This window comes from Xanthomonas sp. 4461 (assembly GCF_024806475.1).
Classification (GTDB): domain Bacteria; phylum Pseudomonadota; class Gammaproteobacteria; order Xanthomonadales; family Xanthomonadaceae; genus Xanthomonas; species Xanthomonas arboricola_F.
In genome coordinates, this window is the sequence record NZ_JANTYV010000002.1 from 619,996 (window position 1) to 646,930 (window position 26,935).

24 protein-coding genes and 1 other RNA gene are annotated in these 26,935 nt (G+C 66.5%); 13 read left to right on the top strand and 12 right to left on the bottom strand.

Annotated elements, in window-relative coordinates; translation table 11 throughout:
* The first annotated feature begins 32 nt into the window (after positions 1-32).
* Positions 33-1,133 (top strand): Glu/Leu/Phe/Val dehydrogenase dimerization domain-containing protein, encoded by a 1,101-nt coding sequence (locus FHY19_RS10445; protein ID WP_259165904.1) that lies wholly within the window; start codon positions 33-35, stop codon positions 1,131-1,133.
* A gap of 101 nt (positions 1,134-1,234) precedes the next feature.
* Here the strand turns inward: FHY19_RS10445 and FHY19_RS10450 are convergent, their stop codons facing one another.
* The gene (locus FHY19_RS10450) at positions 1,235-4,078 is read right to left on the bottom strand and encodes a S8 family serine peptidase (RefSeq protein WP_259165906.1); all 2,844 of its coding nucleotides are present in this window, start codon (positions 4,076-4,078) and stop codon (positions 1,235-1,237) included.
* Between the two features lie 158 nt (positions 4,079-4,236).
* Here FHY19_RS10450 and FHY19_RS10455 point away from each other — a divergent pair, with 158 nt between their 5' ends.
* The 11 genes from FHY19_RS10455 (at position 4,237) to pdeM (ending at position 15,644) form a co-directional block, all read left to right on the top strand.
* Positions 4,237-5,412: a thiolase family protein gene (locus FHY19_RS10455; RefSeq protein ID WP_259153420.1), complete on the top strand. Its 1,176-nt coding sequence runs from the start codon at positions 4,237-4,239 to the stop codon at positions 5,410-5,412.
* A 123-nt stretch (positions 5,413-5,535) separates the two neighbouring features.
* Positions 5,536-5,877, top strand: a complete 342-nt coding sequence (locus FHY19_RS10460; protein ID WP_039528386.1) for a hypothetical protein — start codon at positions 5,536-5,538, stop codon at positions 5,875-5,877.
* Positions 5,878-6,102: 225 nt separating this feature from the next.
* Positions 6,103-6,429: a hypothetical protein gene (locus FHY19_RS10465; protein WP_104614060.1), complete on the top strand. Its 327-nt coding sequence runs from the start codon at positions 6,103-6,105 to the stop codon at positions 6,427-6,429.
* A gap of 242 nt (positions 6,430-6,671) precedes the next feature.
* Positions 6,672-8,393, top strand: coding sequence for a diguanylate cyclase (locus tag FHY19_RS10470; protein WP_259165909.1), 1,722 nt, complete (start codon positions 6,672-6,674; stop codon positions 8,391-8,393).
* 97 nt (positions 8,394-8,490) lie between these two features.
* Entirely contained in the window at positions 8,491-9,051 is a 561-nt protein-coding gene (locus FHY19_RS10475; RefSeq protein WP_259153418.1) for a polymer-forming cytoskeletal protein, read from the top strand.
* The gene (locus tag FHY19_RS10480) at positions 9,048-9,413 is read left to right on the top strand and encodes a hypothetical protein (RefSeq protein ID WP_104611419.1); all 366 of its coding nucleotides are present in this window, start codon (positions 9,048-9,050) and stop codon (positions 9,411-9,413) included. The genes FHY19_RS10475 and FHY19_RS10480 overlap by 4 nt, the downstream gene beginning before the upstream one ends.
* A 251-nt stretch (positions 9,414-9,664) precedes the next feature.
* Positions 9,665-10,681 (top strand): ligase-associated DNA damage response exonuclease, encoded by a 1,017-nt coding sequence (locus FHY19_RS10485; protein WP_259165911.1) that lies wholly within the window; start codon positions 9,665-9,667, stop codon positions 10,679-10,681.
* Complete coding sequence (locus FHY19_RS10490; protein ID WP_259153415.1) at positions 10,678-10,911, top strand: hypothetical protein; 234 nt, start codon at positions 10,678-10,680, stop codon at positions 10,909-10,911. The genes FHY19_RS10485 and FHY19_RS10490 overlap by 4 nt, the downstream gene beginning before the upstream one ends.
* Entirely contained in the window at positions 10,908-12,512 is a 1,605-nt protein-coding gene (locus tag FHY19_RS10495; RefSeq protein ID WP_259165915.1) for an ATP-dependent DNA ligase, read from the top strand. Before FHY19_RS10490 ends, FHY19_RS10495 begins: the two co-directional genes overlap by 4 nt.
* Complete coding sequence (locus FHY19_RS10500; RefSeq protein ID WP_259165917.1) at positions 12,509-15,010, top strand: ligase-associated DNA damage response DEXH box helicase; 2,502 nt, start codon at positions 12,509-12,511, stop codon at positions 15,008-15,010. The genes FHY19_RS10495 and FHY19_RS10500 overlap by 4 nt, the downstream gene beginning before the upstream one ends.
* Positions 15,000-15,644 (top strand): ligase-associated DNA damage response endonuclease PdeM, encoded by a 645-nt coding sequence (gene pdeM / locus FHY19_RS10505; RefSeq protein WP_259165923.1) that lies wholly within the window; start codon positions 15,000-15,002, stop codon positions 15,642-15,644. Before FHY19_RS10500 ends, pdeM begins: the two co-directional genes overlap by 11 nt.
* Positions 15,645-15,930: 286 nt before the next feature.
* Here pdeM and FHY19_RS10510 read toward each other — a convergent pair whose 3' ends face one another.
* The 11 genes from FHY19_RS10510 to rlmD form a co-directional block, all read right to left on the bottom strand.
* Positions 15,931-17,241 (bottom strand): NAD(P)/FAD-dependent oxidoreductase, encoded by a 1,311-nt coding sequence (locus FHY19_RS10510; protein ID WP_259165924.1) that lies wholly within the window; start codon positions 17,239-17,241, stop codon positions 15,931-15,933.
* A gap of 96 nt (positions 17,242-17,337) precedes the next feature.
* Entirely contained in the window at positions 17,338-17,544 is a 207-nt protein-coding gene (locus FHY19_RS10515; protein WP_003488188.1) for a cold-shock protein, read from the bottom strand.
* Between the two features lie 87 nt (positions 17,545-17,631).
* Positions 17,632-18,384, bottom strand: a complete 753-nt coding sequence (locus FHY19_RS10520) for an S-methyl-5'-thioinosine phosphorylase (protein WP_259165925.1) — start codon at positions 18,382-18,384, stop codon at positions 17,632-17,634.
* A 222-nt stretch (positions 18,385-18,606) separates the two neighbouring features.
* Positions 18,607-19,161 carry a hypoxanthine-guanine phosphoribosyltransferase gene (locus tag FHY19_RS10525; RefSeq protein WP_005991984.1) on the bottom strand — a complete coding sequence of 185 codons (555 nt, stop codon included), beginning with the start codon at positions 19,159-19,161 and terminating at the stop codon, positions 18,607-18,609.
* Entirely contained in the window at positions 19,161-20,162 is a 1,002-nt protein-coding gene (nagZ, locus tag FHY19_RS10530) for a beta-N-acetylhexosaminidase (protein ID WP_259153363.1), read from the bottom strand. The genes FHY19_RS10525 and nagZ overlap by 1 nt, the downstream gene beginning before the upstream one ends.
* A gap of 357 nt (positions 20,163-20,519) precedes the next feature.
* A non-coding RNA gene (locus FHY19_RS10535) (sX9 sRNA) lies at positions 20,520-20,596 on the bottom strand.
* A 59-nt stretch (positions 20,597-20,655) separates the two neighbouring features.
* Positions 20,656-22,221 (bottom strand): cryptochrome/photolyase family protein, encoded by a 1,566-nt coding sequence (locus FHY19_RS10540; protein WP_259165927.1) that lies wholly within the window; start codon positions 22,219-22,221, stop codon positions 20,656-20,658.
* A 4-nt stretch (positions 22,222-22,225) separates the two neighbouring features.
* Positions 22,226-23,236, bottom strand: coding sequence for an FAD-dependent oxidoreductase (locus FHY19_RS10545; RefSeq protein ID WP_259165931.1), 1,011 nt, complete (start codon positions 23,234-23,236; stop codon positions 22,226-22,228).
* A gap of 39 nt (positions 23,237-23,275) precedes the next feature.
* The gene (locus tag FHY19_RS10550) at positions 23,276-23,959 is read right to left on the bottom strand and encodes a DsbA family oxidoreductase (protein ID WP_259165936.1); all 684 of its coding nucleotides are present in this window, start codon (positions 23,957-23,959) and stop codon (positions 23,276-23,278) included.
* 149 nt (positions 23,960-24,108) lie between these two features.
* A complete protein-coding gene (locus FHY19_RS10555) occupies positions 24,109-24,606 on the bottom strand; it encodes a CYTH domain-containing protein (RefSeq protein WP_259165937.1) in 498 nt (165 codons plus the stop codon).
* Between the two features lie 101 nt (positions 24,607-24,707).
* The gene (gene rlmD / locus FHY19_RS10560) at positions 24,708-26,042 is read right to left on the bottom strand and encodes a 23S rRNA (uracil(1939)-C(5))-methyltransferase RlmD (protein WP_259165948.1); all 1,335 of its coding nucleotides are present in this window, start codon (positions 26,040-26,042) and stop codon (positions 24,708-24,710) included.
* A 160-nt stretch (positions 26,043-26,202) separates the two neighbouring features.
* Here rlmD and FHY19_RS10565 point away from each other — a divergent pair, with 160 nt between their 5' ends.
* A complete protein-coding gene (locus FHY19_RS10565; protein ID WP_039424755.1) occupies positions 26,203-26,925 on the top strand; it encodes a response regulator in 723 nt (240 codons plus the stop codon).
* Positions 26,926-26,935: the final 10 nt, after the last annotated feature.

Consider the following 26,935-nt stretch of genomic DNA (forward strand, 5'->3'; position numbering starts at 1 on the left):
GAGGCACATCACGCAGCCCCGCGGAGCCTTCGATGCTTTTCGAAACCCTCGATACCACCGGTCACGAGCAGGTGATCTTTTGCCACAACCGCGACGCCGGCCTCAAGGCCATCATCGCCCTGCACAGCACCCGGCTCGGCCCGGCCCTGGGCGGCGTGCGCATGCGCCCGTATCCCAATAGCGAGGCGGCGCTCGCCGATGCGCTGCGGCTCAGCCGCACCATGACCTACAAGAACGCGCTGGCGGGGCTGAATGTCGGAGGGGGCAAGGCGGTGATCATCGGCGACCCCAAGACCGACAAGAGCGAGGCGCTGTTTCGCGCATTCGGCCGTTTTGTCGACACGCTGGGAGGCCGCTACATCACCTCCGAAGATGTCGGCACAGACGTCAACGACATGGAACAGATCTACCTGGAGAGCGAGTACGTCACCGGCGTGCATCAGGTGCACCGCGGCTCCGGCGACCCGGCGCCCTTCACCGCCTACGGTGCGTTGCAGGCGCTGATGGCCTCGCTCAATCGCAAGCTCGGTCACGAAGAAGTGGGCAAGGCGAGCATCGCCATCCAGGGCCTGGGCCATATCGGCATGGAGCTGGTGAAGTTGCTCAAGGAACGCGGTGCAAAGCTCTATGTTGCCGATCTGAATCAGGCGCTGGTGGACCGGGCAGTGGCCGAATACGGCGCCGAAGCCGTGCGCCCGGACGAAATTCACCAGGTGCCGGCCGACGTGTTCGCACCCTGCGCACTGGAAGGTGCGATCAACGAAAACACCTTGCCGCAGCTCAGGGCCAAGATCATCTGCGGCACCGCCAACAACCAGCTCGCCAGCGCCGCCATCGGCGAAGAACTACACCAGCGCGGCATTTTGTATGCGCCCGATTATGTGGTGAATGCCGGCGGAGTGATGAATGTGTCGCTGGAGATCGACGGCTACAATCGCGAACGCGCAATGCGCCTGATCCGCAGCATTTATCACAATCTGGAAAAGGTCTTCGACCTGTCCACGCAGTTGAATGTTTCACCGCAGCAGGCGGCCGATCAGATTGCCGAGACGCGCATCGAAGCCATCAGCAAACTCAAACTTCCGCTGGGCCGCACCGCACCGCGTTTTCTGCATAAATTGCGCGGCGAATAAGCCAGCCGGCAGTCGAGCCGCGTTTGACGACACGTGCGCTAACGCAACGGCCGCCGCACACGTGACGCCCGGGCATTGCACCCGGGCATCACCCACACCGATCAGAAATCGGCGCTGTACTTCAGGCTCAACGCGCGGTCGTCGCCGCGCTCACCAACGCGTTGGTCGTAGCCGAAACGCAGCTGGCTCTGCTGGCCCAACGGCGCCGAGGCCGCAATGCCGAACACGCCGCCCGAGCGCGCCGGCTGCATGCCGCTCATCGGTGCCCATGCTTCAACACCGGTGAAGCTGGCATCCAGCATCAACCCCTGGCTGCTCAACGCCTGCTGCCATTCGGCATAACCGCCCAGTTGCAGGCCGCGCCAGCGATACGCCGAACGCACACCCGCCAGCACCTGCGTGCGCGAAGACGTGCTTGCATCGGCACGCAGACCGAAGCCATCGCCACCGCTTTCGCGGAAACCTTCGCTACGCAGGCGCACGTAATCCAGGCCCATGTACGGCGTCAGCGACGCAGCCGCATGGCCCCAGCGATACCCGGTCTCCAGGTTGCCGCTGAGATAGCTGCCGCTGTAATCGCTGAAGGCGCTGCTGCGGTCTTCGCCCAATTGCAGGTTGCGCTCGATCTGCCGGTTGACGTTACCGAAGCCCAGCTGGCCTAGCGTGTACGCCGAGCCCAGCGTCGTGCCCCAGTAAAGTTGCGCCTGCACCTGCCGATCGCGGCCACGTGCGCCGTCCAGATCGCCCAGGCTGCTGGAACGGGTTTCGCCGAAAGCGAAACCGGTGACTGCGCCAGACGCCAGGCGCAGATCGTTGCCCATCATCCAGCCGGAGGTAGCGAATCCTGCGGTGGTCACCCCGCCCTCGCCCGGCCCGCCCAGCGCACGCTGCCAGGTGCCCAGCATGCGCGGCTGTTGCGACAGGCCATCGAAATGCGCAGACAACGCGCGCCGGCCCAGATCGATGGTGTCGAAGGTCATCGCTGCCGACGCAGCATGCGCGCGTCCGGACAGGCTGCGCAGCGAATCCGCAGCGGTCTTGGCATCGGGTGATTGCTGCAATGCCGCCGCGGCACGAATGAAACCGCTGCTGATGCCGCCGTTGCCCTGCAGCTGCTGCGCATCGACCTTCTGGAACGCCTGTTCGACGCGGATTGCCGAATCCATCGATGCCGTGCCGACCGCGCCAAGCGAAGCGGCGACGGCGGTGACATCCATGCGCTGCAGCGACACGTACGCGGTGTTGGCGTCGTAGCTCAACGTGGCATTGAGAAAGGTGACTGCAGGCCCGCTGCTGAGACTGGCAAACGTTCCCTGCAGCCCATTGACTGCTTGCAGCACAGGATAGGTGGTGTTGTTGACGACATAATCGCGCCGCCCGATCAACTGCAGGTCACCATCGATCGTCGCTGTACCGCTCACGTTCAAGCGGTCGCCCACGTTTAATGCCAAGCGCCCGAAGTCATCCTGAGTGTAGTTACCTGCGATTGCCAAAACCGCGCCACCGACCTGCAGCGTACTCGCTCGATTGGAGACTGTGCCGGCAATGCGTCCTGCTCCGATCAACGTTGCACCATTGAGGATGTCCACCCGCGCGCTCTGCAGACTAGCCGTCTGCAACGTGCCGTCCAGCACTTGGGTATCGCCGGCAAACGTATTGTTGCTACTGCTCAGTATCAACGTACCGGATCCGCGCTTGGTTAATCCGCCGCTGCCACTGATGTCATTTGCCCAGGTCGAACGCAAGCTTGTGACCTCGACATCCACCGTACCCCAATCGAACCGCGCCGGCCCCAGCACCGCCTTGCCAACGTTGAGCAGGCCGTAGCCGAACGTCGGATCGACGCCGGGCGCGCCCAGATCGGTGGCCGTGCCCAACAGCGTCTGACGTACCAGATCGTTGTTGAAATACGGAAACGCCTGCCACACCAGTGCCGCTGCCCCCGATACCAGGGGCACCGCAAACGAGGTGCCGCTGCCGTAGAAGTAACGGATGTTGCTGGCGGTTGCATCGGGGTCGATGAACAGCGACGTGCCCGGTGCCACCAGGCAATAACGCATCGCCACGCCGCAGGCATTGGAGTACGACGCCAGCTGCGTGGGATTGGCGGTGTCCAGCGCGCCGACCACCAGCCAGCCACGCTCCAGGTCGGCGGCCGGAAGCGTTCCGTTCGGTCCGGGCTGACTCGGCAACGCGGCAGTATCGGACGGCTGCGCGCGCGACTCGTTGCCCGAGGCGAACACCACCAGGCCATCGTTGCCGATGACGAAGGAGCGGTATTCCTGCGCGATCTGATTGGTCACCGTCGGGTCGTTCCAGTAAAAGCCGCCCCATGAGTTATTCATGATGCGCACGCCCGCGCCGATCAGGTCGGCATGCACCGGACCAAGACCGAGCGGGCCGTCGACTTCATTGCCCTGGCCACTGCCATCGTCCACCGGCGCGCGGTCGCTGATGATGCGCGCCGACACCAGGCCCGCACCCGGCGCAATGCCGCCCGGCCACTGCCCCACCGCACGCCCGGCCGCCAGCTCGGCGACAACCGTGCCATGCCCGACTACATCGCCCACCGCAACATTGTTGGTACGCGGGTCGACGTAGATAAAGCTATCGCTCACCCGGCCCTGCAAGGCGGGATGATTGGCGTTGATGCCGCTATCGACGACGCCGATGCGATAGCCCGCGCCGGTAAAGCCCAGTGCCTGCGCCGCACGTGCATTGGTCAACGCCAGATGCGCGTCGATTGCCGGTTCCGGCGTCGGTGCAGTGACCGGCGGTGGAGGCGTCGGCGGTGAGGTGGGCGGCGGCGGAGGTGGCGAGGTCGGTGGCGGTGCGCTCGGCGTGGTCGGGCGAATACCGCCTCCGCCACCACCGCCGCCACACGCAGTCAACGCCACAGCCAACGCCGAGGCCAGGACAGTCCTGGCGACGTCTTTCTTCTTCATTTGGTGTTCTCCCCGAACCCATTCCATGGATTGGGCCCCATCCCGGGCCCGAACCGAATCATATACGGCATCGAGGCGCGCCTGCAGACGCACTTCAGCTTGCTGGCGCGAATCGACCATGAGGCAGATAATCGTTTCACTTTAAACGGTATCCGCTCATGTCCGACATCGTCATCGTTGCTGCCAAACGCACTGCCATCGGCTCGTTTCTCGGTCAATTCAACGGTGTGCCCGCACCGACGCTCGCTGCTGCCGCCATCGAAGGCGCGCTGGCGCAATCGGGAATCGCACCGGCCGACGTGTCCGAGGTCATTGTCGGCTGCGTGTTGCCAGCCAATCTTGGTCAGGCACCGGCGCGCCAGGCCGCCATTGCCGCAGGCATCCCCACGTCCACTGGCGCCACCACCATCAACAAGGTGTGCGGCTCGGGCATGAAGGCGATCATGTTCGGACACGACCTGATCAAGGCCGGTTCTGCCAGCATCGTGGTGGCCGGCGGCATGGAGTCGATGAGCAATGCCCCGCACCTGCTGCCCAACTCGCGCACCGGCAACCGCTACGGCAATTTCCAGGCGGTGGATCACATGGCGTGGGACGGCTTGACCAATCCCTACGATGGGCAGGCGATGGGCGTGTTCGGCGAAGCCACCGCAGAAAAATTCGGGTTCAGCCGCACCGATCAGGATGCCTTCGCGATCGCCTCGGTGGAGCGTGCACAGGCCGCGCAACGCAGCGGTGCGTTCGCCGATGAAATCGTCCCGGTCAAGGTCGCAACGCGCAAGGGCGAAGTGGTCGTCGACAGCGACGAACAGCCCGGCAAATCCGACATCGCCAAGATCCCGACCCTGAAGCCGGCCTTCAAGAAGGACGGCACTGTCACGGCGGCCAGCTCGTCGAGCATTTCCGACGGTGCGGCAATCACGGTGCTGATGAGCGCCGACGATGCGCAGCGCCGTGGCGTGACGCCGCTGGCGCGTATCGCCGGCCACGTCACCCACTCGCAGGCGCCGGAATGGTTCACCACCGCACCGGTGGCGGCGATCCAGTCGTTGCTCGGCAAGATCGGCTGGCAGCTGGACCAGGTGGACCTGTTTGAAATCAACGAAGCCTTTGCCGTGGTGGCGATGACGCCGATCAAGGAACTGGGCATCGCGCACGAGAAGGTCAACGTGCACGGCGGCGCCTGCGCACTGGGTCATCCGATCGGCGCATCCGGCGCGCGCCTGGTGGTGACATTGGTGAATGCGTTGCGCATGCGCGGCGGCAAGCGCGGAATCGCGACGCTATGCATCGGCGGCGGCGAAGCGACCGCCATCGCTATCGAATTGATTTGATTGCCATTAACAGCGAATTTGCAAAGCTGAATGCGCGCGCGCTTGACACTAGTCTTCGGGCCGTCATCATGTCGGGGGCGCGCAATAGCGCGTTGCCTAATCTAATCGACGAGGATTGAAACAATGACCATCAACAAGCTGCTGATCGCAATGGCTCTGGGCCTGGCCCTGACCGCTTGCTCGAAGCCGGAACAGGCTCAGGACGCTGCTGCTTCGGCCAACGAAGCCGCTGCTGACGCGCAGACCGCTGCTGACCAGGCTGCTGCCTCGGGCTCGCAGTCGGCTGACGCCGCTCAGGCTGCTGCCAACACCGCCGCTGCTTCGGCCGACACCGCTGCTGACGCTGCCCAGGCTGCTTCCGGCGCCGCGACCGACGCTGCTGCCGACCAGGCTGCCGACGCTGCCAAGACGGCTGAAAACACCGCCGAAGCTGCTAAGGACACCGCCGAAGAAGCCAAGAAGTAATCACTTCTTAGCTCCAAGCGAGTTCGGAAAAAGCCGCTGGTTTCCAGCGGCTTTTTCTTTGCCTGCGATTCGAGTCGAGCGACCTGCCGGCCACGATGATGCGCCGCGCCGACGCGATCAAGCCCCGTGCTTGTCCCGCACGCTGGTGGTCGCCCCTTGACACAGGCTGCATCGGCTCCTGCATAAGCTCCGCTCTCCAACACCGGAACAGGAACAGGACCACTTATGAAGACGATCCGCATGCTGTCCTTGAGCGCCATCGCCGCCCTCACCCTCGCCGCCTGCCAGGGCCCTGATGCCGAGCAGGCCCGTCGCGATGCCGCGTCCGCCGCCAAGCACGCTGCCGCTGCTACCGAACAGGCTGCCGACCGCGCTGCAGTACAGGCCAAGGCCGCCACCGCCGATGCGCGCGTGGCCGCGCGCGAGATGGCAGCCGACGCCAGCCGCGCGACCGCCAACGCTGCCGACGCCACCGCCGACAAGACCCGCGAGATGGCCAACAAGGCAGAGCAGAACGCCGACAAGCACGACGCCGAGCACCCGCAGCACTAACGGCGACGACAAAGCCGCTGCGCTCACCGGCAGGTGAGCGCGGTCCATCGCATGAACTGGCCCCGGGCACCCGCGCGTGTTCCAGAGCGGCATCCCGCCAGCCAACGGCAGCCTGCAATGCCTGCCAGCTGCACTGAACCGCTCATGGCGCTGCGTCTACGCACCCACAATTTCGTGCGCGCGCACACGTCTTGCGTCGAGATGGATCTCGTGTTGTCGAGCCTGGCAGGCTAGCATTCGGCATGCCCAACTCCTTCACATCGCGGCGTCGCAACCAGCTGGCGCTGGTGTTCTCTGCCCTGATCTTCATCGCCATCGGCATCGGCATCTTCGTCGGTGCGCGCCGCTCGCTGGCCGATGCCGCGCTGGTCTCGCATACCCATGAAGTGATCGGGCGGGTCGACGAGATCCAAGCACGCTTGCTGGATGCCGAGTCAGCCCAACGTGGCTTCCTGCTCACCGGCAACGAGGCCTATTTGCTGGACTACCACAGCAGCGTGGAACGCCTGCCGATCCTGCTCGGCAATCTGCGCACGTTGATTATCGACAACCCCGCACAAGAGCGGCATCTGGATCAACTGCAGACCATGGTGGAGACGCGGCTGCGGCAGATTCAGCATGTGCTGGACGTCTACGCGCAAGGCGGCCTGGAACCGGCACGTGCCAGCATCCGGCAGAGCGCGTTCCGCACCACCAGCGCCATCCGCGAGCAGGCGCTGACGATAGTGCAACGTGAGCAGGAACTGCTGGCCGAGCGCGCGGAAAGCAGCCGGCAAAGCGCGGCCTTGTTGCTGACGCTGGCCCTGGCCGGCATTCCGTTCGGGCTGCTGGTGGTCGGGGGTGTCTATGCGCTGCTGATGCGCGAACTGCGCCATCGTGCGCAGGCCGAACGCCGTGCCGCAAACGCCAATCGAGAACTCGGCGACAGCGTCGGCGCATTGCAGCGCAGTACCGCCGATCTCAATCTGCTCAGCCGCTACACCGGCCTGCTGCAAAGCTGCATCAGTGCCGAAGAGGCATTGGTGGTGACCAGCCGGACCCTGGCCAGCCTGCTGCCGGGCGTTGCCGGAAGCGTGTACCTGCTGCGCGCCTCGCAGGATCGCGCCGAAGCGATCAGCCACTGGGGCGAGCCGCTGGTGCAGAGCGCGCCGCATCTGTTGCCGGAGGAATGCTGGGCGTTGCGCCGCGGCCAGCCGCACATCATCGAAGACCTCGCGCGGGATGCGCTGTGCGCGCATATCGACCCACCGGAGCACCCGACACCGATCACCACCGCGTGCCTGCCGATGTCGGCGCAGGGCACACAGCTCGGCTTCCTGTTTCTGTCCTCGCCTGGTCCGGGGCCGATGCAGCGCCTGGAAATCGCCGAGGCGGCGGCCGAGCAATTGTCGTTGGCGTTGAGCAATCTGCGCCTGCGCGAGTCGCTGCGCCGCCAGTCGATCCGCGACGCGCTGACCGGGCTGTACAACCGCCGCTATCTGGAAGAATCGTTGAGCCACGAGCTGGCGCGTTGCGCGCGTCGCGGCCTGCCGTTGTCGGTGCTGATGCTGGATGTGGACCACTTCAAGCAGTTCAACGACAGCCAGGGGCATGCCGGTGGCGACCTGCTGCTGGCAGCGGTCGGCGAGCTGTTGCTGACCCGGTTGCGCGCCGAGGACGTGGCGTGCCGCTATGGCGGCGAAGAATTCACCGTGATCCTGCCCGAGGCCGATGGCGAGGAAGCCATGCGGGTGGCCGAGCAGATCCGCGGCCACATCGCGGCGCTGGCGGTCAGCGATGGCCAGCGCGCATTGCCGCGGGTGACCGCCTCGATCGGCGTGGCCAGCTTTCCGGCCGATGGCGAACTCGGTGCGAGCCTGATCCAGAAAGCCGACGCAGCGCTGTATGCAGCCAAGCATCGCGGGCGTAACCGGGTCGAGCGCCATGGCGACGGCGCGCCGCGCGCGACCGACAGCGGGGCCTGAGCAGGCAGCTTGTCGATCGCGGATTGTGCGCTCTGTCACACAAAAGATCGATTGACGCAGCGATAGTCGGCCTTGATCCCCGAAGCGAGGCAATCCGATGTCGATGTGGCGCGATCAAGGTCCCAACAAGAAAGACGGCGTTCCCGCAACGCCGGAGGCTACTGCCGCCGATGGGCGGCTGTTCAATGCCGATGCCAGCCCTGCCCCGCCGGTGCCGGCCGCCACCGCCACGCCCAGCGTCGCGCCAACCGCCGCAGTGCCCCAGCGCCAGGGCGAGGCCAAGGAATCGCTGATCGCCGCGGATATCAGCATCGAAGGCAAGATCGAGGGCGCCGGCCACGTGCGTCTGGCTGGCCGCTTCAAGGGCGACGTCAACGTCAAGGGCGACCTGACCATCGAACGCGGCGCCAAGCTCAATGGCGGCGTGCGCGCCAACAAGGTCATCATCGCCGGCGAGCTGGAAGGCAATATCGAATCGGCCGCGCAGGTGGAGCTGCAGACCTCCGGCGTGCTGGTCGGCGACGTCAAGGCCGGCAGCCTCACCGTGGCCTCGGGCGCGCGCATGCGCGGCCAGGCCGACTTCGGCTGGGGCGATGACACCGGCAAGCCGGCAAGCGCCGGCAAGGCGGCCATCGTCGGCGACAACGACGCCACATGAGTGCACCCCGCCCGGGCACGCCCGGAGCCACGCGCAGCTGTCCGCATTGCAAGGCGACGATCCTGGAAAGCGCCATCATCTGCCCTGCCTGCAAGCACCATCTGCGCTTCGATTCGGCGGCTGCGCAACACGCGCAGCCGGCGCCGATCGTGCCGTTGAAGGTCGACGGCACGATCCGTCATCCCGCCGACGGCGATCCGTGGGAATACACGGTGGTGGTGGTGGTGCGTAACGGCAAGGGCGAGGAGATCCGCCGCCACGTGGTCGACGTGGGCGCGATGCATGGCGGCGAAGAACGCGGATTCACACTGGCGGTGGAAGCGAGCGCGGTGCGCTCGCCGGGGCGACGAACGCGGCATTAGCGCGGTGAGCGCGACCTCGCAGCTGTGGAATCACACTGGCGCAGTGGCGGCGCGGGGTTCGCATGCGCAACACGAGTGACGCCGAGCACCATAGCGCCCACCGCAAACCTGCGTACTGACGCGCTCTTGGCGCCGATACAAGCAGGTTCTCAGTCCCGCACTCGTGACTATGGCCGCAGTCGCCTGGTCGCGCCGATGCGCGCCATTCCCATTCTCAGGATCTGCACACCGGCTTGGCCAGAGTTGCGGGCATGCGCAATGGCAACGACACGAACACACGCGGCGATCTGGTGGTGCTCGGCCCCGAGGGGCTGTATTGCCCGCAGGGCGACTTCCATATCGACCCCTGGCGGCCGGTGGCGCGTGCGGTGATTACGCATGGGCATGGCGATCACGCGCGTGGCGGCATGGGTCAATACCACTGCACGCGCGAGAGCCTGCCGATCCTGCAATGGCGGCTCGGCGAGCAGGTCTATCACCCCCATGCCGATGGCGAAGCGTTCACGTTGGGACGCGCGCGCGTGTCGCTGCATCCGGCCGGGCATGTGCTGGGCTCGGCCCAGGTGCGCATCGAGGTGGATGGCGAGGTCTGGGTGGCCTCCGGCGATTACAAGCGCCAGCACGACTCCACCTGCGCGCCGTTCGAGGTGGTGCCGTGCGACACCTTCATCACCGAAGCGACCTTTGGCCTGCCGGTGTATCGCTGGCCGGAGACGGCGGAGGTGGCGGCCGATATCGTCGCCTGGCGGCGCGAATGCGCCGAACGCGGCGAGGCGGCCATCCTGTATTGCTACGCCTTGGGCAAGGCGCAGCGTGTGCTGGCGGAACTGCGCGCCTGGGATACCCAGCCCGCACTGTTGCACGGCGCGATTGCTGCGGGGGTGGAGGTGTACCGCCAGGCCGGCATCGCGATGCTGGACACCCAGCCGGTCAGCGAGCATGCGCGCGGCGCCGACTATGCCGGCCAATTGGTGCTGGCACCGCCGTCGGCTGCGGGCAGTCCCTGGATCCGCCGCTTCCGGCATGCGCAACAGGGATTCGCCTCGGGCTGGATGCGTATTCGCGGCAATCGGCGCCGACGCAATTACGACCGCGGCTTCGTGGTGTCCGATCATGCCGACTGGCCGGATCTGCTGCGCACCATCGAAGACACTGGCGCGCGCCGGGTGATCGCGACCCACGGCAATACCGATGCCTTGATCCAGCACCTGCGCGAGCGCGGCGTTGCGGCCGAAGCGTTCCGCACCGATTTTGGAGCCGAAGAATGAACCCGCTTCCCGCCTGCCGTTATGCCCGCGCCCGTGCGCGTGCGCGCTTGAGCGGCGCGCTGGCGTTTGGCCGGCACGCACTGGCGTTTCGCGTGCATCGTGGCGCACCGGCTGCAGCAATCGGGCCGCCACGTCCGCAGCGCCGTCCACGCACGTTGGCCGCATTTACCCGGCGTGCGCTGGAGCTGCGCGCGGCAGCTGACGACACGACACCCCAGGCGCTGCAGTGAAGCGTTTCGCCGCGCTGTACCGCACGCTCGACCGCAGCACCGGGACGCTCGACAAGCGTGCTGCGCTGGTGGCGTATTTTCGCCAGGCGCCCGCGTTGGACGCGGCCTGGGCGCTGTATCTGCTGGCCGGCGGCAAGGTCGCCGGCCCGCGCATGCGCATCGCCAGCAGCGGCGAGCTGCGCGAGTGGATCACCGATACCGCAGGCATTGCCGATTGGCTGGTCGCCGACAGCTACGACCATGTCGGCGATCTGGCCGAAACACTGGCGTTGTTGCTGGACGACCCCATCACCGAAGCGCCCGATCTGCCACTGGCGGAATGGATCGAACAGCGGCTGCTGCCGATCGCCAACCAGGACGTTGCGGTGCGCAAGGTGTGCATCGTGCAGGCCTGGCGCAGCCTGGCCTTCGACGAGCGCCTGGTGTTCAACAAACTGCTGACCGGCGCCTTGCGCGTGGGCGTTTCGCAGCGGCTGGTGCAACAGGCACTGGCCGAACTGTCGGGCGTGGATATCGCACGCATCGCCCAGCGCATGCTCGGCAGTTGGCGGCCGCACCCGACCTATCTTGCCGATCTGCTGACACACGAAGAACTGCCGGGCGATCGCCAGCAGCCCTATCCGTTCTTTCTCGCCTCGCCGCTCGAAGCCGAGGTCGACACGCTGGGCGCCATCGACGACTGGCTGCTGGAATGGAAATGGGACGGCATCCGCTTGCAACTGCTTCGGCGCGCCGGCGAAGCGGCATTGTGGTCGCGCGGCGAAGAACGCCTGGATGGCCGTTTCCCGGAAATCGAACACGCTGCCATGCAGTTGCCCGATGGCACCGTCATCGACGGCGAGCTGCTGGCCTGGCAACCCGGGCACCCCCTGCCGATGCCGTTCACCGCCTTGCAGACGCGCATCCAGCGGCTCAAGCCCGGCCCCAAGACATTGGCGGCCGCGCCCGCGCGCATGGTGGCCTACGACCTGCTCGAACTGGATGGCGTTGACCTGCGCGAGCGCCCCTTGCACGCGCGGCGCGCACTGCTCGAGCACGTGCTCAGCGCGCTCGACGATCCGCGCATCGTCGCCTCGCCCCTGGTGCAGGCCGGCGATTGGCATGCCGCCACGCAGCTGCGCGTGCAGGCGCGCGAACGCGGCGTGGAAGGGCTGATGCTCAAGCGCGCCAACTCGGTCTATCAGGCCGGCCGCCGACGTGGCGACTGGTGGAAATGGAAGATCGACCCGCTCACCATCGACGCGGTGCTGCTGTACGCGCAGGCCGGCCATGGCCGCCGCAGCACGCTATATACCGACTACACCTTCGGGCTGTGGCACGAAGGGCAGCTGGTGCCGGTCGCCAAAGCGTACTCGGGCCTGGACGATGCACAAATCCTGCAGCTGGACCGCTGGATCCGCGCCAACACCACCGAACGCTTCGGTCCGGTGCGCGCGGTCAACCCGCACCATGTGTTCGAGCTGGGCTTTGAAGCGGTCAACCGCAGTGCGCGACACAAGTCCGGCATTGCGGTGCGGTTTCCGCGCATCCTGCGCTGGCGGCACGACAAACCGTTTGCCGAGGCCGATCACCTGAGCAGCCTGCAGGCACTGGCGCGGTGACGGCGGCGCAGCAGGCGCGCGGCACGCCATTGCAGCAATGGCGCGACTGGTTCGCGCAGCGCGGCTGGACGCCGTTGCCGTTTCAACGCGATGTGTGGAAGCGCTATCTCGCTGGCGAATCCGGGTTGTTGCACACGCCAACCGGTAGCGGCAAGACGCTGGCGGCCTTCGGCGGCCCATTGCTGGAAGCACTGGCAGCGCGCGGCCGCACGCTGCCGATCACATCGGCCAAACCTGCCGCTGCACCGCGCCGACAGCAGCAACGCAGCTTGCAGGTGCTGTGGATCACGCCCTTGCGCGCGCTGGCCGCCGACACCGCACGCGCACTGCGCGAACCGGTGGACGCACTGGGACTGGACTGGCAGGTGGGGTTGCGCACCGGCGATGCCAGCGCGCGCGACAAGCGGCTGGCACGCAGCGGCAAGCTCGATGTGCTGGTGACCACGCCCGAGTCGCTGGCCTTGCTGCTGTCCTACCCCGACACGGCGCCGCAGCTGTCCGCGCTGCGTTGCGTGATCGTCGACGAATGGCACGAGCTGCTGGGCAACAAGCGCGGCGTGCTGCTGCAGCTGTGCCTGGCGCGCCTGCGCGGCTGGGCGCCCGCGCTGCGCATCTGGGGCCTGTCGGCCACGCTGGGCAACCTGTCGCAGGCACGCGATGTCCTGCTGCCGCATCTGCCCGATGCGGCACTGGTGTCGGGCGTCAGACCGCGCGCCATGACGCTGGAGACGCTGTTGCCCGACAGCGGCGAGCGCTTTCCGTGGGCCGGCCACCTGGGTCTGGCGCAGCTGGCGCGGGTGCTGCAGAAGATCATGCAGCAGCGCACCAGCCTGGTGTTCACCAACACGCGCGCGCAGGCCGAACTATGGCACCAGGCATTGAGCGCGGTGTGGCCGGACGATCTGGCCACGCTTGCGCTGCATCATGGCTCGCTGGACCCCAGCCTGCGCGCGGCCGCCGAACAGGGGCTGCGCGACGGCAGCCTGCGTTGTGTGGTTGCCACCTCCAGCCTGGATCTGGGCGTGGATTTCCCGGCGGTGGATCAGGTGCTGCAGGTCGGCAGCCCCAAGGGCATCGCGCGCTTGTTGCAACGCGCCGGCCGCGCGCGGCACCGCCCTGGCGAATCCGGGCATGTGGTGTGCGTACCCTCGCATGCCCTGGAACTGGTCGAGTACGCCGCGGCACGTCGTGCCATTGCCAACGGCCATATCGAAGCGCGGCCACCACCGCGGCTGTCGCTGGATGTCCTGGCCCAGCACTGCGTCACCCTCGCCCTGGGCGGCGGCTTCGATGCCGATGCCTTGTTCGCGCAGGTGCGCGGCACCGATGCCTTCGCTGCGCTGGACGCACCCACCTGGAACGCGGTGCTCGACTTCATCGTGCAAGGCGGCAGCGCATTGGCGCATTACCCGGATTTCCACAAGGTGGTGCGCGACGAAGACGGCCTGTATCGCGTCACCGACCGCCGCGTCGCGCTACGCCATCGCTTGTCCATCGGCACCATCACCAGCGATGGCAGCGTGCGCGTGCAGTTCCTGCGGGGCGGCCGACTGGGTGCGGTCGAAGAACAGTTCGTCGGCCGCCTGCGGCGTGGCGATCGCTTTCAGTTCGCCGGACGATTGCTGGAACTGGTGCGCCTGGAAGACATGACCGCCTATGTGCGCGTGGCCAAGGGCGGCAGCGGCGTGGTACCCAAGTGGATGGGCGGGCGCATGCCGTTGTCGTCGGCATTGGGACGCGAAGTGGAAGCGGTCTTCGCCACGCCCGGCGATGCGCCTGAAATGCAGGCGCTGGCGCCGCTGCTGCACTTGCAGGCATCGCTCTCGTCGCTGCCGGGTCCGGATCATCTATTGGTGGAAAGCATCAAGGCGCGCGATGGCCGGCACGTGTTCGTGTATCCCTTCGCCGGGCGGCAGGTCAACGAAGGGTTGGCGGCGCTGTTGGCCGCGCGTTGGGGCCGACGTCAGCGCAATACCTTCAGCTTCGCTGCCAACGACTACGGCTTTGTACTCTCGCCCGCACAGGAGGTGGAGATCGATCCGGACGTGCTGCACGCCTTGCTGTCGCCGACCGGGTTGTTCGACGATCTGCGCGACAGTCTCAACCTGGGCGAGCTGGCGCGCCGGCAGTTCCGCGAGATCGCGCGCGTGGCCGGGCTGCTGTCGCCGTCGCTGCCCGGCCGTGCGCCGCGTAGCCTGCGCCAGTTGCAGGCGTCCAGCGGCTTGCTCTACGACGTATTGCAGCGCTTTGATCCGGAGCATTTGCTGCTGGCGCAGGCCGAACGCGAAGTCTTTGAAGGCCAGCTCGAACTGGCGCGCCTGGCGCATGCATTGGAGGACTGCGCACGCCGCGAACTGCGTCTGTGCACGCCACGCAGCCTCACCCCGTTGTCGTTCCCGCTGTGGGCCGAACGCATGCGGGGCCAATTGAGTACCGAGGACTGGAAGGCGCGCGTGTTGCGCGCCGCCGAGCAACTGGAGCGCAGGCATGGGCGATAGCGTGCACCTGCAGCTGGCCGGCGAAACCGTCGAACTGCTCGGCGAACGTGCATTGTATCGACCGGCACAGCGCGCCTTGTTGATCGCCGATCTGCATCTGGGCAAGGCCGATGTGTTCCGACGCGCCGGTATCGGACTGCCGGCCGGCGGCACCGCGCACGATCTCGAGCGCCTGGATGCGTTGCTTGCGCAGCGCCAGGTCGAGGCATTGTGGATACTCGGCGACCTGTTGCATGGCCCTGCTCCGCGCGCGGCCTGGCATCGCCGCTGGAGTGCATGGCGCGAGCAGCATCGCGATCTGCGCGTGATTGCCATCCGCGGCAACCACGACCGCGCGGTGGCCGGTGCGGATCTGCAGATCGAAGCGGCCGGCGAGCAGGTCGAAGACGGGCCGTTCGTGCTGCGCCACGAGCCGTTGCCGCATCCCACCGGCCACGTGCTGTGCGGGCATCTGCATCCGCTGGCGGCACTGCCGGGCCTGTCGCGACGCTGGCCGGCATTCTGGTTGCGCGAACGCGTCACCATTTTGCCGGCGTTCTCGCATTTCACCGCGGGCGTGGTGCCGACACTGCGCGAGGGCGAGCGGCTGGTGGCCTGCGTGGAAGGCGATGCGGTGGCCTTGCCGGTACGTTAGCCGCTGCGCCGCTGGCAACGACTGTGCTCGCCGCCAGGCAGGCGCGCCCGGCGCCCGGTGCGGCATGTCTTCCTCGCGCATGCCTACTCGTACATTCCGATTCCGGGTGCGCCATCCCTATCCGACGTCTGCGCGCCCATCTTTGTAGTCGCCGCTGGCAAACCGCGTACACGCAGGCGACGTCGCGTTGCTACTACGCCAGATGGAGCCACGCACACAGCGCGGCGAACCGTCGCCGAGCACTGCGGTCGATGCATTGCTACCGAAGCCCGGCGATCCGTGCGCCTTACGACGACTCGCCACGCGCGGTGGGCACATGCGTCTGGTCAGCTGCGGTGGCAACGCCCTGTGGCCGTGGCAGCGCTTGGGGCAATGGTTGCGACAGCGCGTCCACGAACTCGGGGGCCAGTGCCAACTTGCCGAACCAGCCGTGCTGGGTGCCGCTGAGCACGCGCAACATGTGGCCACGACCGCCCGGTACGCGTCCCATCGGCTGCAGCAACAGATCGCGCCCGCGCGCCCACAGGTCGCGCTCGGATTGAAACAGCGGCGTGAGCCAGCGGCTCCAGCGGTGATAGATCGCCACATGCGCCTGGCGTTCGCGCTGATAGCGCTGCAAGGCGTCATCGATATCTTCGCCCGCGCGCAATGCGTCGCGCATGGCCAACGCATCCAGCAACGCCATGTTGACGCCCTGACCCAGCTGCGGGCTCATCGCATGTGCGGCGTCGCCGGCCAGCACGAAACGGCCACGATGCCAGCGCGTCATCACCGCGTCGCGATAGCTGGCGCGTGCCAGCGCGGTGTGCATCTGTACGCTGTCCAGGCGCAGATGCGCGTCCGGCCACATCTGCGCCACCTCCTCGCGCCATGCGCCGATGCCGCGTTGCTCCCAGGCTGCGAAATCGCTGCACGGCAGGCTCCAGAAAAAACTCAGCCGCGGGGTATCGTCGCCAGGCCGCGTGCCGACCGGCAACAGCCCGATCATCTTGCGCGCACCGATATAGCGCTGGCGCAATTCGTCGACGAACGGCCAGTCCTCGCGCGGCAACAGACACCACAGCGCGCCCCATGGATATACCCGATCCAGCCGGGTTCCCTGCACCTGCGCGCGTAGCGTGGAAGCCGAGCCATCGGCGGCGATGATCAGATCGTAAGGACCATGCCATTGCCCACGCTGGTCCTGCACACGCCTGCCCTCGTGGTCGATGGCGGTGATCCGGGTATCGGTATGCAGCTGCGCGTACTCGGGCCAGGCATCGCACAACAGCGAGAACAACGCACCGCGCTGCATGCCCACGCCCATCAGACGGGCATCCAGATCGCGGTATTGCATGTCCATCACCGCGCGCCCGCAGGGCGTCTCGCCGTACAGGCGGCGCACCGGCGCGCCATGCACCAGTGCCTGCGGCAACAGGCCCATCTTCCACAACACCTGCAGGCCGCTGGGCTGCAGCAGGAAACCGGCACCGACCGGCCCGGGCCTTTCGGCGCGCTCGAACACGTCCAGTCGATGGCCATCGGCACCCAGCAGGACCGCCAGTGCCTGCCCTGCCGTTCCATATCCCACTACCGCAATCCGTAATGCTTGTTGCATCGTCCCTGCTCTGGTTCGCTGGCACCGGCCCCGCATGGGCCGGTGTAAAAAAAACCCCGCCGTGGCGGGGTTCTTCAACCGCACAATCGAGTCGGTTTACTCGACCGGCGTGATGTTCGAAGCCTGGGCACCCTTGGGGCCCTGGGTCACGTCATAACTGACGCGCTGGCCTTCCTGCAGGCTGCGGAAGCCCTTGGAGTTGATCGCGGAGAAGTGCGCGAAGACATCGGCGCTGCCGTCCTCCGGTGAGATGAAGCCAAATCCCTTGGCGTCGTTGAACCACTTGACGGTACCGTTCGGCATGGTGATGCGAGACCTTTGCAATAATTAATGGGTGGTGTACGGCGGTGCGTACGCGCCGAGTATGCAAAGCTTATTCCCCAATGACAATCACCCGCGTGCAAGTTCGCCGATCAGTTCGGGCAACCCGGACGAGGCGGCATCCACGTTGGCCAGCACCTCGGCCATGGTGATTTCCTGCGCGTCGCCGCACCCGGCCGCCCAGTTCGCCACGATCGCCAAACACGCATATTCCAGGCCTTTTTCGCGCGCCAGCCCGGCCTCTGGCATGCCGGTCATGCCGACCAGGTCGCAGCCGTCGCGACGCATGCGGGCGATCTCTGCAATCGTTTCCAGACGCGGCCCTTGCGTCGCACCGTAGCAACCGCCAGCCACCATCGTGACGCCTGTCACCTTGGCCGCAGCGATGACCTTGCTGCGAAACATCGGCGAATACGGATGCCCGAAATCCACGTGCTGCACCTCGCTGCCCGGCTCTTCGCAGAAGGTGGACACGCGCCCCCAGGTGTAGTCGATCAGCTGATCGGGACACGCCAGCACGCGTGGGCCGAACCGTTCGGTGATGCCGCCGACGGTGTTGAGCGCAAGCACGCGCGAGGCGCCGATTTGCTGCAATGCAGCGATGTTTGCGCGGTAATTGACCTTGTGCGGCGGCAGCGAATGGCCTTCGCCATGCCGCGCCAGGAATGCGACCCGATGGCCGAGCAACATGCCGACGCGGATCGGTCCGGATGGCGCGCCATAGGGCGTCTCCAGCTCGTGGGTCTGCACGTCATCGAGCTGCGCGAGCTTGTAGACACCAGTGCCGCCGATCACGGCCAATGCGATGGAATGGGAAGACACAACCGACCTCTGCAACATAACGGACGTGGAAGCGCGCAAGCGCGCAGGAGTGCCCGCGCGATGGCGGACCGGTGATTGGAAGCGACCAGCAACATAGGACGGGCAATCTGTCGCGGGGTTTGGCCGCCGAGGCAGCGAATTGCCACGGTGCGAACCCACCCTGCGCAGCTGCCAGGTTCGCCTGGCGGCTACGCCACCGCGTCGAGGGTGGCAGCGCGCGTCTTATTGCTTCATCGCGTAGATGGCAGGAATGCCGCGCAGCTGTTCGTTGACGTCCATGCCGAATCCGAACACGTAGCGGTCGGCCACTTCCACGCCCACGTAATCGGCGGTCACGCCCGGCACGCAGCGGTCGTGGCGCTTGACGGTCAACACCGCCACGCGCACGTCGGTGGCGCCCTGCTCCAGGCACCACTGGCGCACGCCCTGCAGCGTATAGCCTTCATCGAGGATGTCGTCGACCAGGATCACCCGGCGGCCGAACAGCGCGGTGGCCGGGCGGTGCTTCCACACCAGCTCGCCGCCGACGGTTTCGCCGCGATAGCGGGTGGCGTGCAGGTAATCGAACTGCAGGTCCTGCCCACGCGCGCCCAACTCCAGCGCCAACTGGCCGGAGAACGGCAGCGCGCCGTGCATGATGGTGAGATAGACCGGCACCTCGCCGGCATAGTCGCGCGCAATGGCATCGGCAATGGTGGCGACGGCAGCATCGATGGCCGGGCGGTCGACCAGCAGATCGGCTTGGGCCAGGGCCTGGGAAATGGTGAGCGTGGACATCAGGCAATTGATCCGAAAGGGGCGGAAGGAGTGTTGAAAGAGGCGTCGGTACCGGCAAGCAGGCCGTCCCAGCCGAGCGCGCCGCGACCGATCAGGCCGATCAGCGCTGCAGTGTTGAGGCTGCGGTTTTGCACCGCCTGCAGCGATTCGTCGACCAGTTCAGGATGGCAGACCAGCACGACGTCGCAGCCGGCATCCAGGTGCGCGTGCACCCGGCCCGCTACGCCCCCGGCGCTGAACGAGGCCGCCATGCCGATGTCGTCGGAAAACACCACGCCGCGGAAACCCAGCTGTCCGCGCAGGATCTGTTCGATCCAGCGCTGCGAGTAACCGGCCGGTTCCGGCGCGACCTGCGGGTAGACCACGTGCGCCATCATCACCGCATCGGCGCCGGCCTCGATGCCGGCCACGAACGGCAGCAGATCTTCGGCCTGCAGTTGCTCCAGCGACCGCGGGTCGCTGGCATGGTCCACATGGGTGTCTTCAAGCACCGTGCCGTGGCCGGGGAAATGCTTGAGCGTGGCGGCCATGCCGGCGCCGTGCAGCGCCTGCACATAGGCGCGGGTGAAGGTGGCCACGATCTGCGGGTCGTCGCTGAAGGCGCGATCGCCGATGGCGCGGTTGCCGCGGCCCAGATCCACCACCGGCGCGAAACTGAGGTCCACGCCGCTGGCGCGCACTTCATTGGCCATCAGCTGCGCATGCGCGCCGGCCGCGGCGAGCGCGCCTTGCGGATCCTGCAGATACTGCGTACCGAAGCTTTGCAACGGCGCCAGCGCGCTGAAGCCTTCGCGGAACCGCTGCACGCGGCCGCCTTCCTGGTCCACGCACAGCAACACCGGGCGCGGCGCGGCTGCGCGGATGGAGGCCGACAACTCGGCCACCTGGGTGCGCGAGGCGAAGTTGCGCTTGAACAGCACCACACCGGCCACGGCATCGTGCTGCAGCCAGTCGCGTTCCTGTGTGCTGAGTTCGGTACCGGCAACGCCGATCAGAAGCATGTTGGGGGACTCCCGGGCCAGGCGCCACGAGGGCGCAGCGCGGCATTGTCGCAGATGCGCGTTGCAGCGTCAGATTGCGCATTCAGGCAAGGGCTGACGTCTCCCCGCCGAAATGCCTTGCGACCAGGCATTGCGGTGCCGCGCGCAGCCGCCGCCCGCGTGATTGCCTGCGTGGCCAGGTTGCTGCGCTGACTGGCTGGCGACATTCGTTCGCACCGCATATCCGGTAGCCGGCAGACCCGGCAGCCATTGTGGCTGCGCTGGCCTGGTCGCCTCCACGTGGCGGTCTTCGGGGGCACAGGCGGCCGCCTTCCGCACCCAGGGCAGACGGGGTCAACATGCGCCGACTCCAAGAGCGGCTGACAAAACGTCGCGCGCGGTCGTCAGGTGGGTGTGGACGGCGCGCTCAGAACCGGCGTGTACGCGTGGTCCATGCCGCACCGAGCACCGGCCGCGCCCGCCTGGCGGAGAGCACGCTCCTTTGTCAGCTGCTCTAAAGACGTTCCAGATTCGCCCGCCAGTGCGCGGCCTGGGTCTGGATGCCCTCCAGCACCTGCGGCGCCATGCCGTCGAGCTGCCGATACGGCATCGCCAGGCGCTCGTTCGTGCCCAGCAGCGGGCGCTGCCGCGCCAGGAAATCCCAGTACAGCGCGTTGTAGGGACAGGCCCGCGCACCGACGCGCGCCTTGCGCTGATAGCTGCAGCCGCTGCAGTAGTCGCTCATGCGATCGATATAGGCCGCACCGCTGATATACGGTTTGCTGCCGAGCAGGCCACCGTCGGCGAATTGACTCATGCCCACCGTGTTGGGCAACTCCACCCACTCGAACGCATCGATATAGACACCCAGATACCAGCGATGCAGCGCCTGCGGGTCCAGCCCCGCCAGCAACGCGAAATTGCCGATCACCATCAGCCGCTGGATGTGGTGCGCATGCGCGTTGGCCAGCGAATTGCCGACGGCATCGGCCAGGCAACGCATGCCTACCTGCCCGTCCCAGAACCAGTGCGGCAGCGGCGCATGCTGATCCAGCCGATTGGACTGCGCATAGCCTGGCATCTGCGACCAGTACACGCCGCGCACGTACTCGCGCCAGCCCAGGATCTGGCGGATAAAGCCTTCCACCGATGCCAGCGGTGCATGCCCCTGCCGCCACGCCGCCTCTGCACGCGCGATCACTTCGGCCGGGTGCAGCATCTTGACGTTGAGCGCGAACGACAGCAGCGAATGAAACAGCCGCGGGCTTTGCGTACTCATCGCATCTTCATAGCGGCCGAAATCCGGCAACGCAGTGGCGATGAAGGCATCCAGATGCCGCAAGGCTTCGTCGCGGTCCAGCGGCCATGGCAGCGCCTGCGCATTCGGCGCGCCAAAACTGCGTACGCCAGCGGCTTCGATGCTGCGCCACAACGCGCCATGGTCGTGCGCGGCGCGCCACTCCTGCGGTGCCGGCGGATCGCCCGGCCACGGCGCGCGATTGTCGCGATCGAAATTCCAGCGCCCCCCTTCCGGTTGGCCGGAGGCATCGAGCAGGATGCGATGGCGCGTGCGCATGCGTCGATAGAAGACCTCCATGCGCCACTGCGTTGCAGCGCGGAAACACCCTGCCACCTCATCGCGTTCGGTCAGAAAATGCTCGCTATCGACCATGCGCGTGGCGAACGCGCAGCCCGCGCTCCAGTGCCGCAGCGCTTCATCCAGCCGCCACTCGTCCGGCGCCTGATACTGCAGATGCTGTGCACGGTAATGCGCCATCAAGGCCTGGAGATTGGCCGGGATGGATTGCCGATTACTGGGGGCATCGATCGCGACATAGCGCACGCGGTGCCCGTCATGCCGCAAGCGCGCGGCAAACGCGCGCATTGCCGCAAAGATCGCCAGGATCTTCTGCGCGTGATGCAGCACGTAATCGGTTTCCTCGCGCACCTCCATCAGCACGTAGACCACGCCCGGGTCGTGCGCGGCAAACCAGCTGTGCTGCGGATTGAGCTGATCGCCCAGGATCAGGCGCAAGGTGTGTGCGGATGCCTGTGGGGTGAGGTCGGCTGCGCCTGCCACAGCGTCACTCGTGGCCGCTACGCGCGGCATCGCTGGCGCGCACACGCTCCGCCAATGCCACACCACTTTGCCAGGCACCTTCGACCTTGCCGCCGGCCAACCAGTCGCCGCACAGACCGATGCTCAATCGCCGATCCCACGCACAGCCGATCTGCGAGGGCGGATCGGTGCTGGCCGCAGTCCAGCGATAGGCGTCGCAGGACTGCGGCAATGGCAAACCGAGCACAGGCAACGTTGGCAGCACACTGGCGATCACCGCTTCGGGTTGTGCATCAAGATGCGCTTGGCTCCAATCGGCGGTGGTATGCAGCAGCCAGGTTTCGGCGCCCTGACGTCCAGGCTTGCTGGAGTTGCGCGCCACCCAGCGCAATGGCCCGACGTTGACGAACAAGGCGTCGTAACCGGGATCCACCGGCGTGTCGAAATGCAGCACCACCGCCCAGGCCGGCCGCATCTTCGCGCCAGCGGCAATCGTCGCGAGCGTGGGCGCGCTGTTGGCCAGTAATGCAGCTGCAACTGGCGCAGGCACTGCCAGCAACACGGTGTCGAAAGCGCGTGTCGTCTCGTCTCCCGACACTGCCAGCTGCCATGTGTCACCGTCGCGCTGCAGCGATCGCACAGCGATCAGCAATCGAACATCAAGTCCCGCCGCAAGCGCACGCGCCGGTGCGGCCATGTCCGGCACACCGACCAAACGCGTCAACTCGCTCTGCGAAGCGCGAAAGTCGGTGCCGTTCCAACTGGCGACGCGTGCAGGCCAGGCCGCTGCGACGCCGCTCGCAATCCACTTGCCCCCCACCGCCGCAAACGCCGGATCGCGTGCGGTGAAATACTGCGCGCCGTGGTCGCACTGCCAGCCATCGCCTGCGCAACTGCGCATGCGTCCTCCGGGCGCATCGCCCTGCTCGAACAGCGTCACCATCCATCCAGCCGCCTGCAGCCGTTGCGCGCAGGCAAGCCCGGCCAAACCGGCGCCGATCACCGCAACCGTCTTCGGGCGGGCAGGCGGCGTCATCTCTTCAGCTGTTGGGAGTTGCAAGATGCCGTTGGCCGTTCACACCGCACAGTCGTCCGGCCCGCAGACATCGGGACCACCGATGGGCGTCGATTCGGCCGCCAGCTGCAGCAACGCTTGCGCAAAGCTCTCTGGCGGCTGCGCGCCCTGGATCAGGCTGCGTCCGTCGATCACGAAACTGGGCACCGCGCGGATTCCCAGTGCAGCGGCTTGCGCCAATTGCGCCTGGACCGCAACGCTGCCTTCGTCGGAGTCCAGCAGCGCGCGTACGCGCGCCTCATCAAGACCGCCAGCGGCCCCGGCATGCACCAGCGTTTCGGTCGCACCGACGTTCTGGCCTTCGGCAAAATGCGCATGGAACAGCGCTTCGATCACCGCCTCGACATCGCCCTCGCGGCTCGCCAGCCAGATCAGCCGATGCGCACGCAGCGTGCTGACCTGCACCTGGTCGCGTCCGAAATCGAATGGCAGGCCTTCGGCCCGCGCAGTGGCCTGCGTCTGCGCGAGCATCTGCTCCACGCGCGCGGCACCGCCGAACTTTTGCGCCAGCGCATCGCGCAACGGCGTCGGCTCCAGGCCGGCGTCAGGGTCCAGCTGAAACGCGTGGTAATGGATGTCCAGCGCAGGTGCCTGCGCGCCAAGCGAGACCACCGCCTGCTCGAAACGGCGCTTGCCGATCCAGCACCAGGGACAGACAACGTCAGACCAGATATCGATGCGCATGGGCGGGGATTGGAGAGTCGTCATTGGGGATTGGCAAAGCATAAACCCAATACCAAGGCAGGGATCGGCGAGTCGCAACGCAAGCAGCCCAAGTCCGACGCGCCACTTCAGCTGTTACGAATCCCGAATGCCCAATCCCGAATCCCGAATCACAAATCCCCGCTCCAGTTCCTGAACGGATGCGACGCCAATGCCAGGTTGTAATAGCGCACATCGTCGGTGACTTCCGCACCGATCCATTCGGGCTTGGCGAAGGCCTCGTCGGCACTCCCGAGTTCGATCTCGGCCACCACCAGCCCGGCATTGTCGCCGAGAAACTCGTCCACCTCCCACACGTGGCCCTGGTACTCGACCAGATGCCTATGCTTGTCGATCAGACCGCCGACACACAGCGCCAGCAGCGCACGCGCCTCGACCACCGGAATCGGATATTCGAACTCCTGCCGGGTATGCCCCACCTCACGCGATTTCAGATTGAGAAACGCGCTCTCGCCCTGGATGCGCACCCGCACCGACGCGTTCTGCGCACCACTGCGCATCGCCGCCTGGTCGTTGATGTAGCCCTGCGCCATCGGGATCACCGCATGCGCGGCGCTACGCCAACCGTCGCCGGTCACGAGAAACTTGCGTTCGATTTCAATGGGCATGGGTTTTGGGAATCGGGAATCGGGAATCGGGAATCGGGAATCGGGAATCGCAACAGCATACGGCGAACCGCCTCTACGATTCCCGATTCACCATTCCCGATTCACCGCCTCTCAAACACCGCGATGCTTTCCACATGCGCAGTATGCGGAAACATGTCCATCGCGCCGGCGGACTTGAGCGTAAAGCCCTGCTCGTTGACCAGGTAACCGGCATCGCGCGCCAGCGAGCCGGGGTGGCAGCTGACATAGACGATGCGCTCGAACTTTTTCAACGGCAGTTGCTGCAGCACTTCCAGTGCGCCCGAACGCGGCGGGTCCAGCAGCAGCTTGTCGAAGCCCTGCTTCATCCAGGGCGCATTGCGTTGGTCCTGGGTCAGATCGGCCGCATGGAACTGCGCGTTGTCCAGGCCGTTGCGCTGCGCGTTTTCCCTGGCACGTGCGACCAGACCGGCATCGCCCTCCACGCCGACCACCTCGCGCACCGTCCGTGCCAGGGGCAGGGTGAAATTGCCCAGACCGCAAAACAGATCCAGCACGCGGTCGTCGGGTCTGGCATCGAGCAGCGCCAGTGCGTGCGCAATCATCTTCTGGTTGAGCGAGGCATTGACCTGGATGAAGTCCAGCGGCCGGAACGCCAGCTCCACATCCCATTGCGGCAGGCGGAACGACAGCGGCACATCCTGCGGCCACAAGGGATGCACGCTGTCCACGCCGCCGGGCTGCAGGAAGACCGCAAACCCGTGCGTCTGCGCGAAGTCCACCCAGGCCTGCCGATCGCGCTCGCTGAGCGGCTGCATGTGGCGGATGGTCAACGCCACCGCATCGTCACCGGCGATGAACTCGATCTGCGGGATGTCGCGCTTGCCGTCCATGCTTTCGACCAGGGCGGCCAGCAGCTCAATCTTCTCGCCGATCTGCGGGATCACCGTGTAACAGACCGACAGGTCGGCCACAAAACGCGGGTCGAGTTCGCGAAACCCCACCAGGGTCTTGTCCTTCTTCTCTACCCGCCGCACCGAGAAACGGCCTTTGCGCCGATAGCCCCAGGCGTCGCCGACCAACGCGGGCAGCACCGCCTGCGGGCTGACGTGGCCGATGCGCTCAAGGTTGTCCATCAGCACGCGCTGCTTGGCCACGATCTGCTGCGACTCTTCCAGGTGCTGCAACACGCAGCCGGCGCACACGCCGAAATGCGGGCAACGCGGGGTGACCCGCTGCGGCGAGGCCTCCAGCACTTCAACCGTCTTGGCTTCATCGAAATGGCGGCTGCGCGCGGTGGGTTCGGCACGCACCAGTTCACCGGGCAAGGCGCCGCTGATGAAGGTGACCTTGCCGCCCTCGCCGTCGCGGCGCGCCACCCCACGGCCGTCATGGCTCAGGTCGGTGATGGCGGTCTGAAAGGGAGTACGGTCGAAACGGTTTCGGGTTCTGGCCACGTGGCGACAAGCTGCGGGCAAAAAGGGTGCGTATTGTCGCAGATGCGATCGACCGAGGCCGCCCTGCGCGGGATGGCAATTGTCGTGCCCTGCAAACACAGGCAAACTTGGCCTGCGCGCCGCAGCTCAGGACGCGGCACCGCTGACAAGGAGGCAGCACATGAATATGGCGACACGTCAGGAACCCCACCCACGACTCTTGCTGGTGGAAGACGACCCGATCAGCCGCGGCTTTCTACAGGCTGCCCTGGAAAGCCTTCCGGCCCAGGTGGATTGCGCCGATTCGTTGTCGTCGGCGCTGGACCGCGCGCGCGAACGTCGCCACGACCTGTGGCTGATCGACGTCAACCTCCCCGATGGCACCGGCAGCGGCCTGCTGCGCGCGTTGCGTCTGCTGCACCCGGATGTGCCCGCACTGGCGCATACCGCCGATGGCGACATGGCGATGCAGCGCGGCCTGCAGTCCGACGGCTTTCTGGAAATGCTGGTCAAGCCGCTGACCACCGAGCGCCTGTTGCAGGCGGTGCGTCGCGGCCTGGCGCGGGGCCGCTACAGCGTGGCGCCGGTCGGCGTGGTCGACATCGCCGCCAGCGATTGGGACGAAGCGGCAGCATTGAGCGCACTCAACGGCCAGCAGCATCATCTCAACGCTCTGCGCGAACTGTTCCTGGCAGAGCTGCCGGGCACACGCGATGCGGTCACCTCCGCACTGAACATCAGCGACGAGCAGGCGCTGCGCAATCACCTGCATCGGCTGCAGGCCAGTTGCGGCTTCGTCGGCGCTGCCCGGCTGGCCGGCGCGGTCCGCCTGCTGCGTGGCGACCCGCAGTCGCGCACGGCGCAGACCCAGTTTCATGCCGCAGTGGCCGCGTTATTGCATTGAGCTGAGGCTG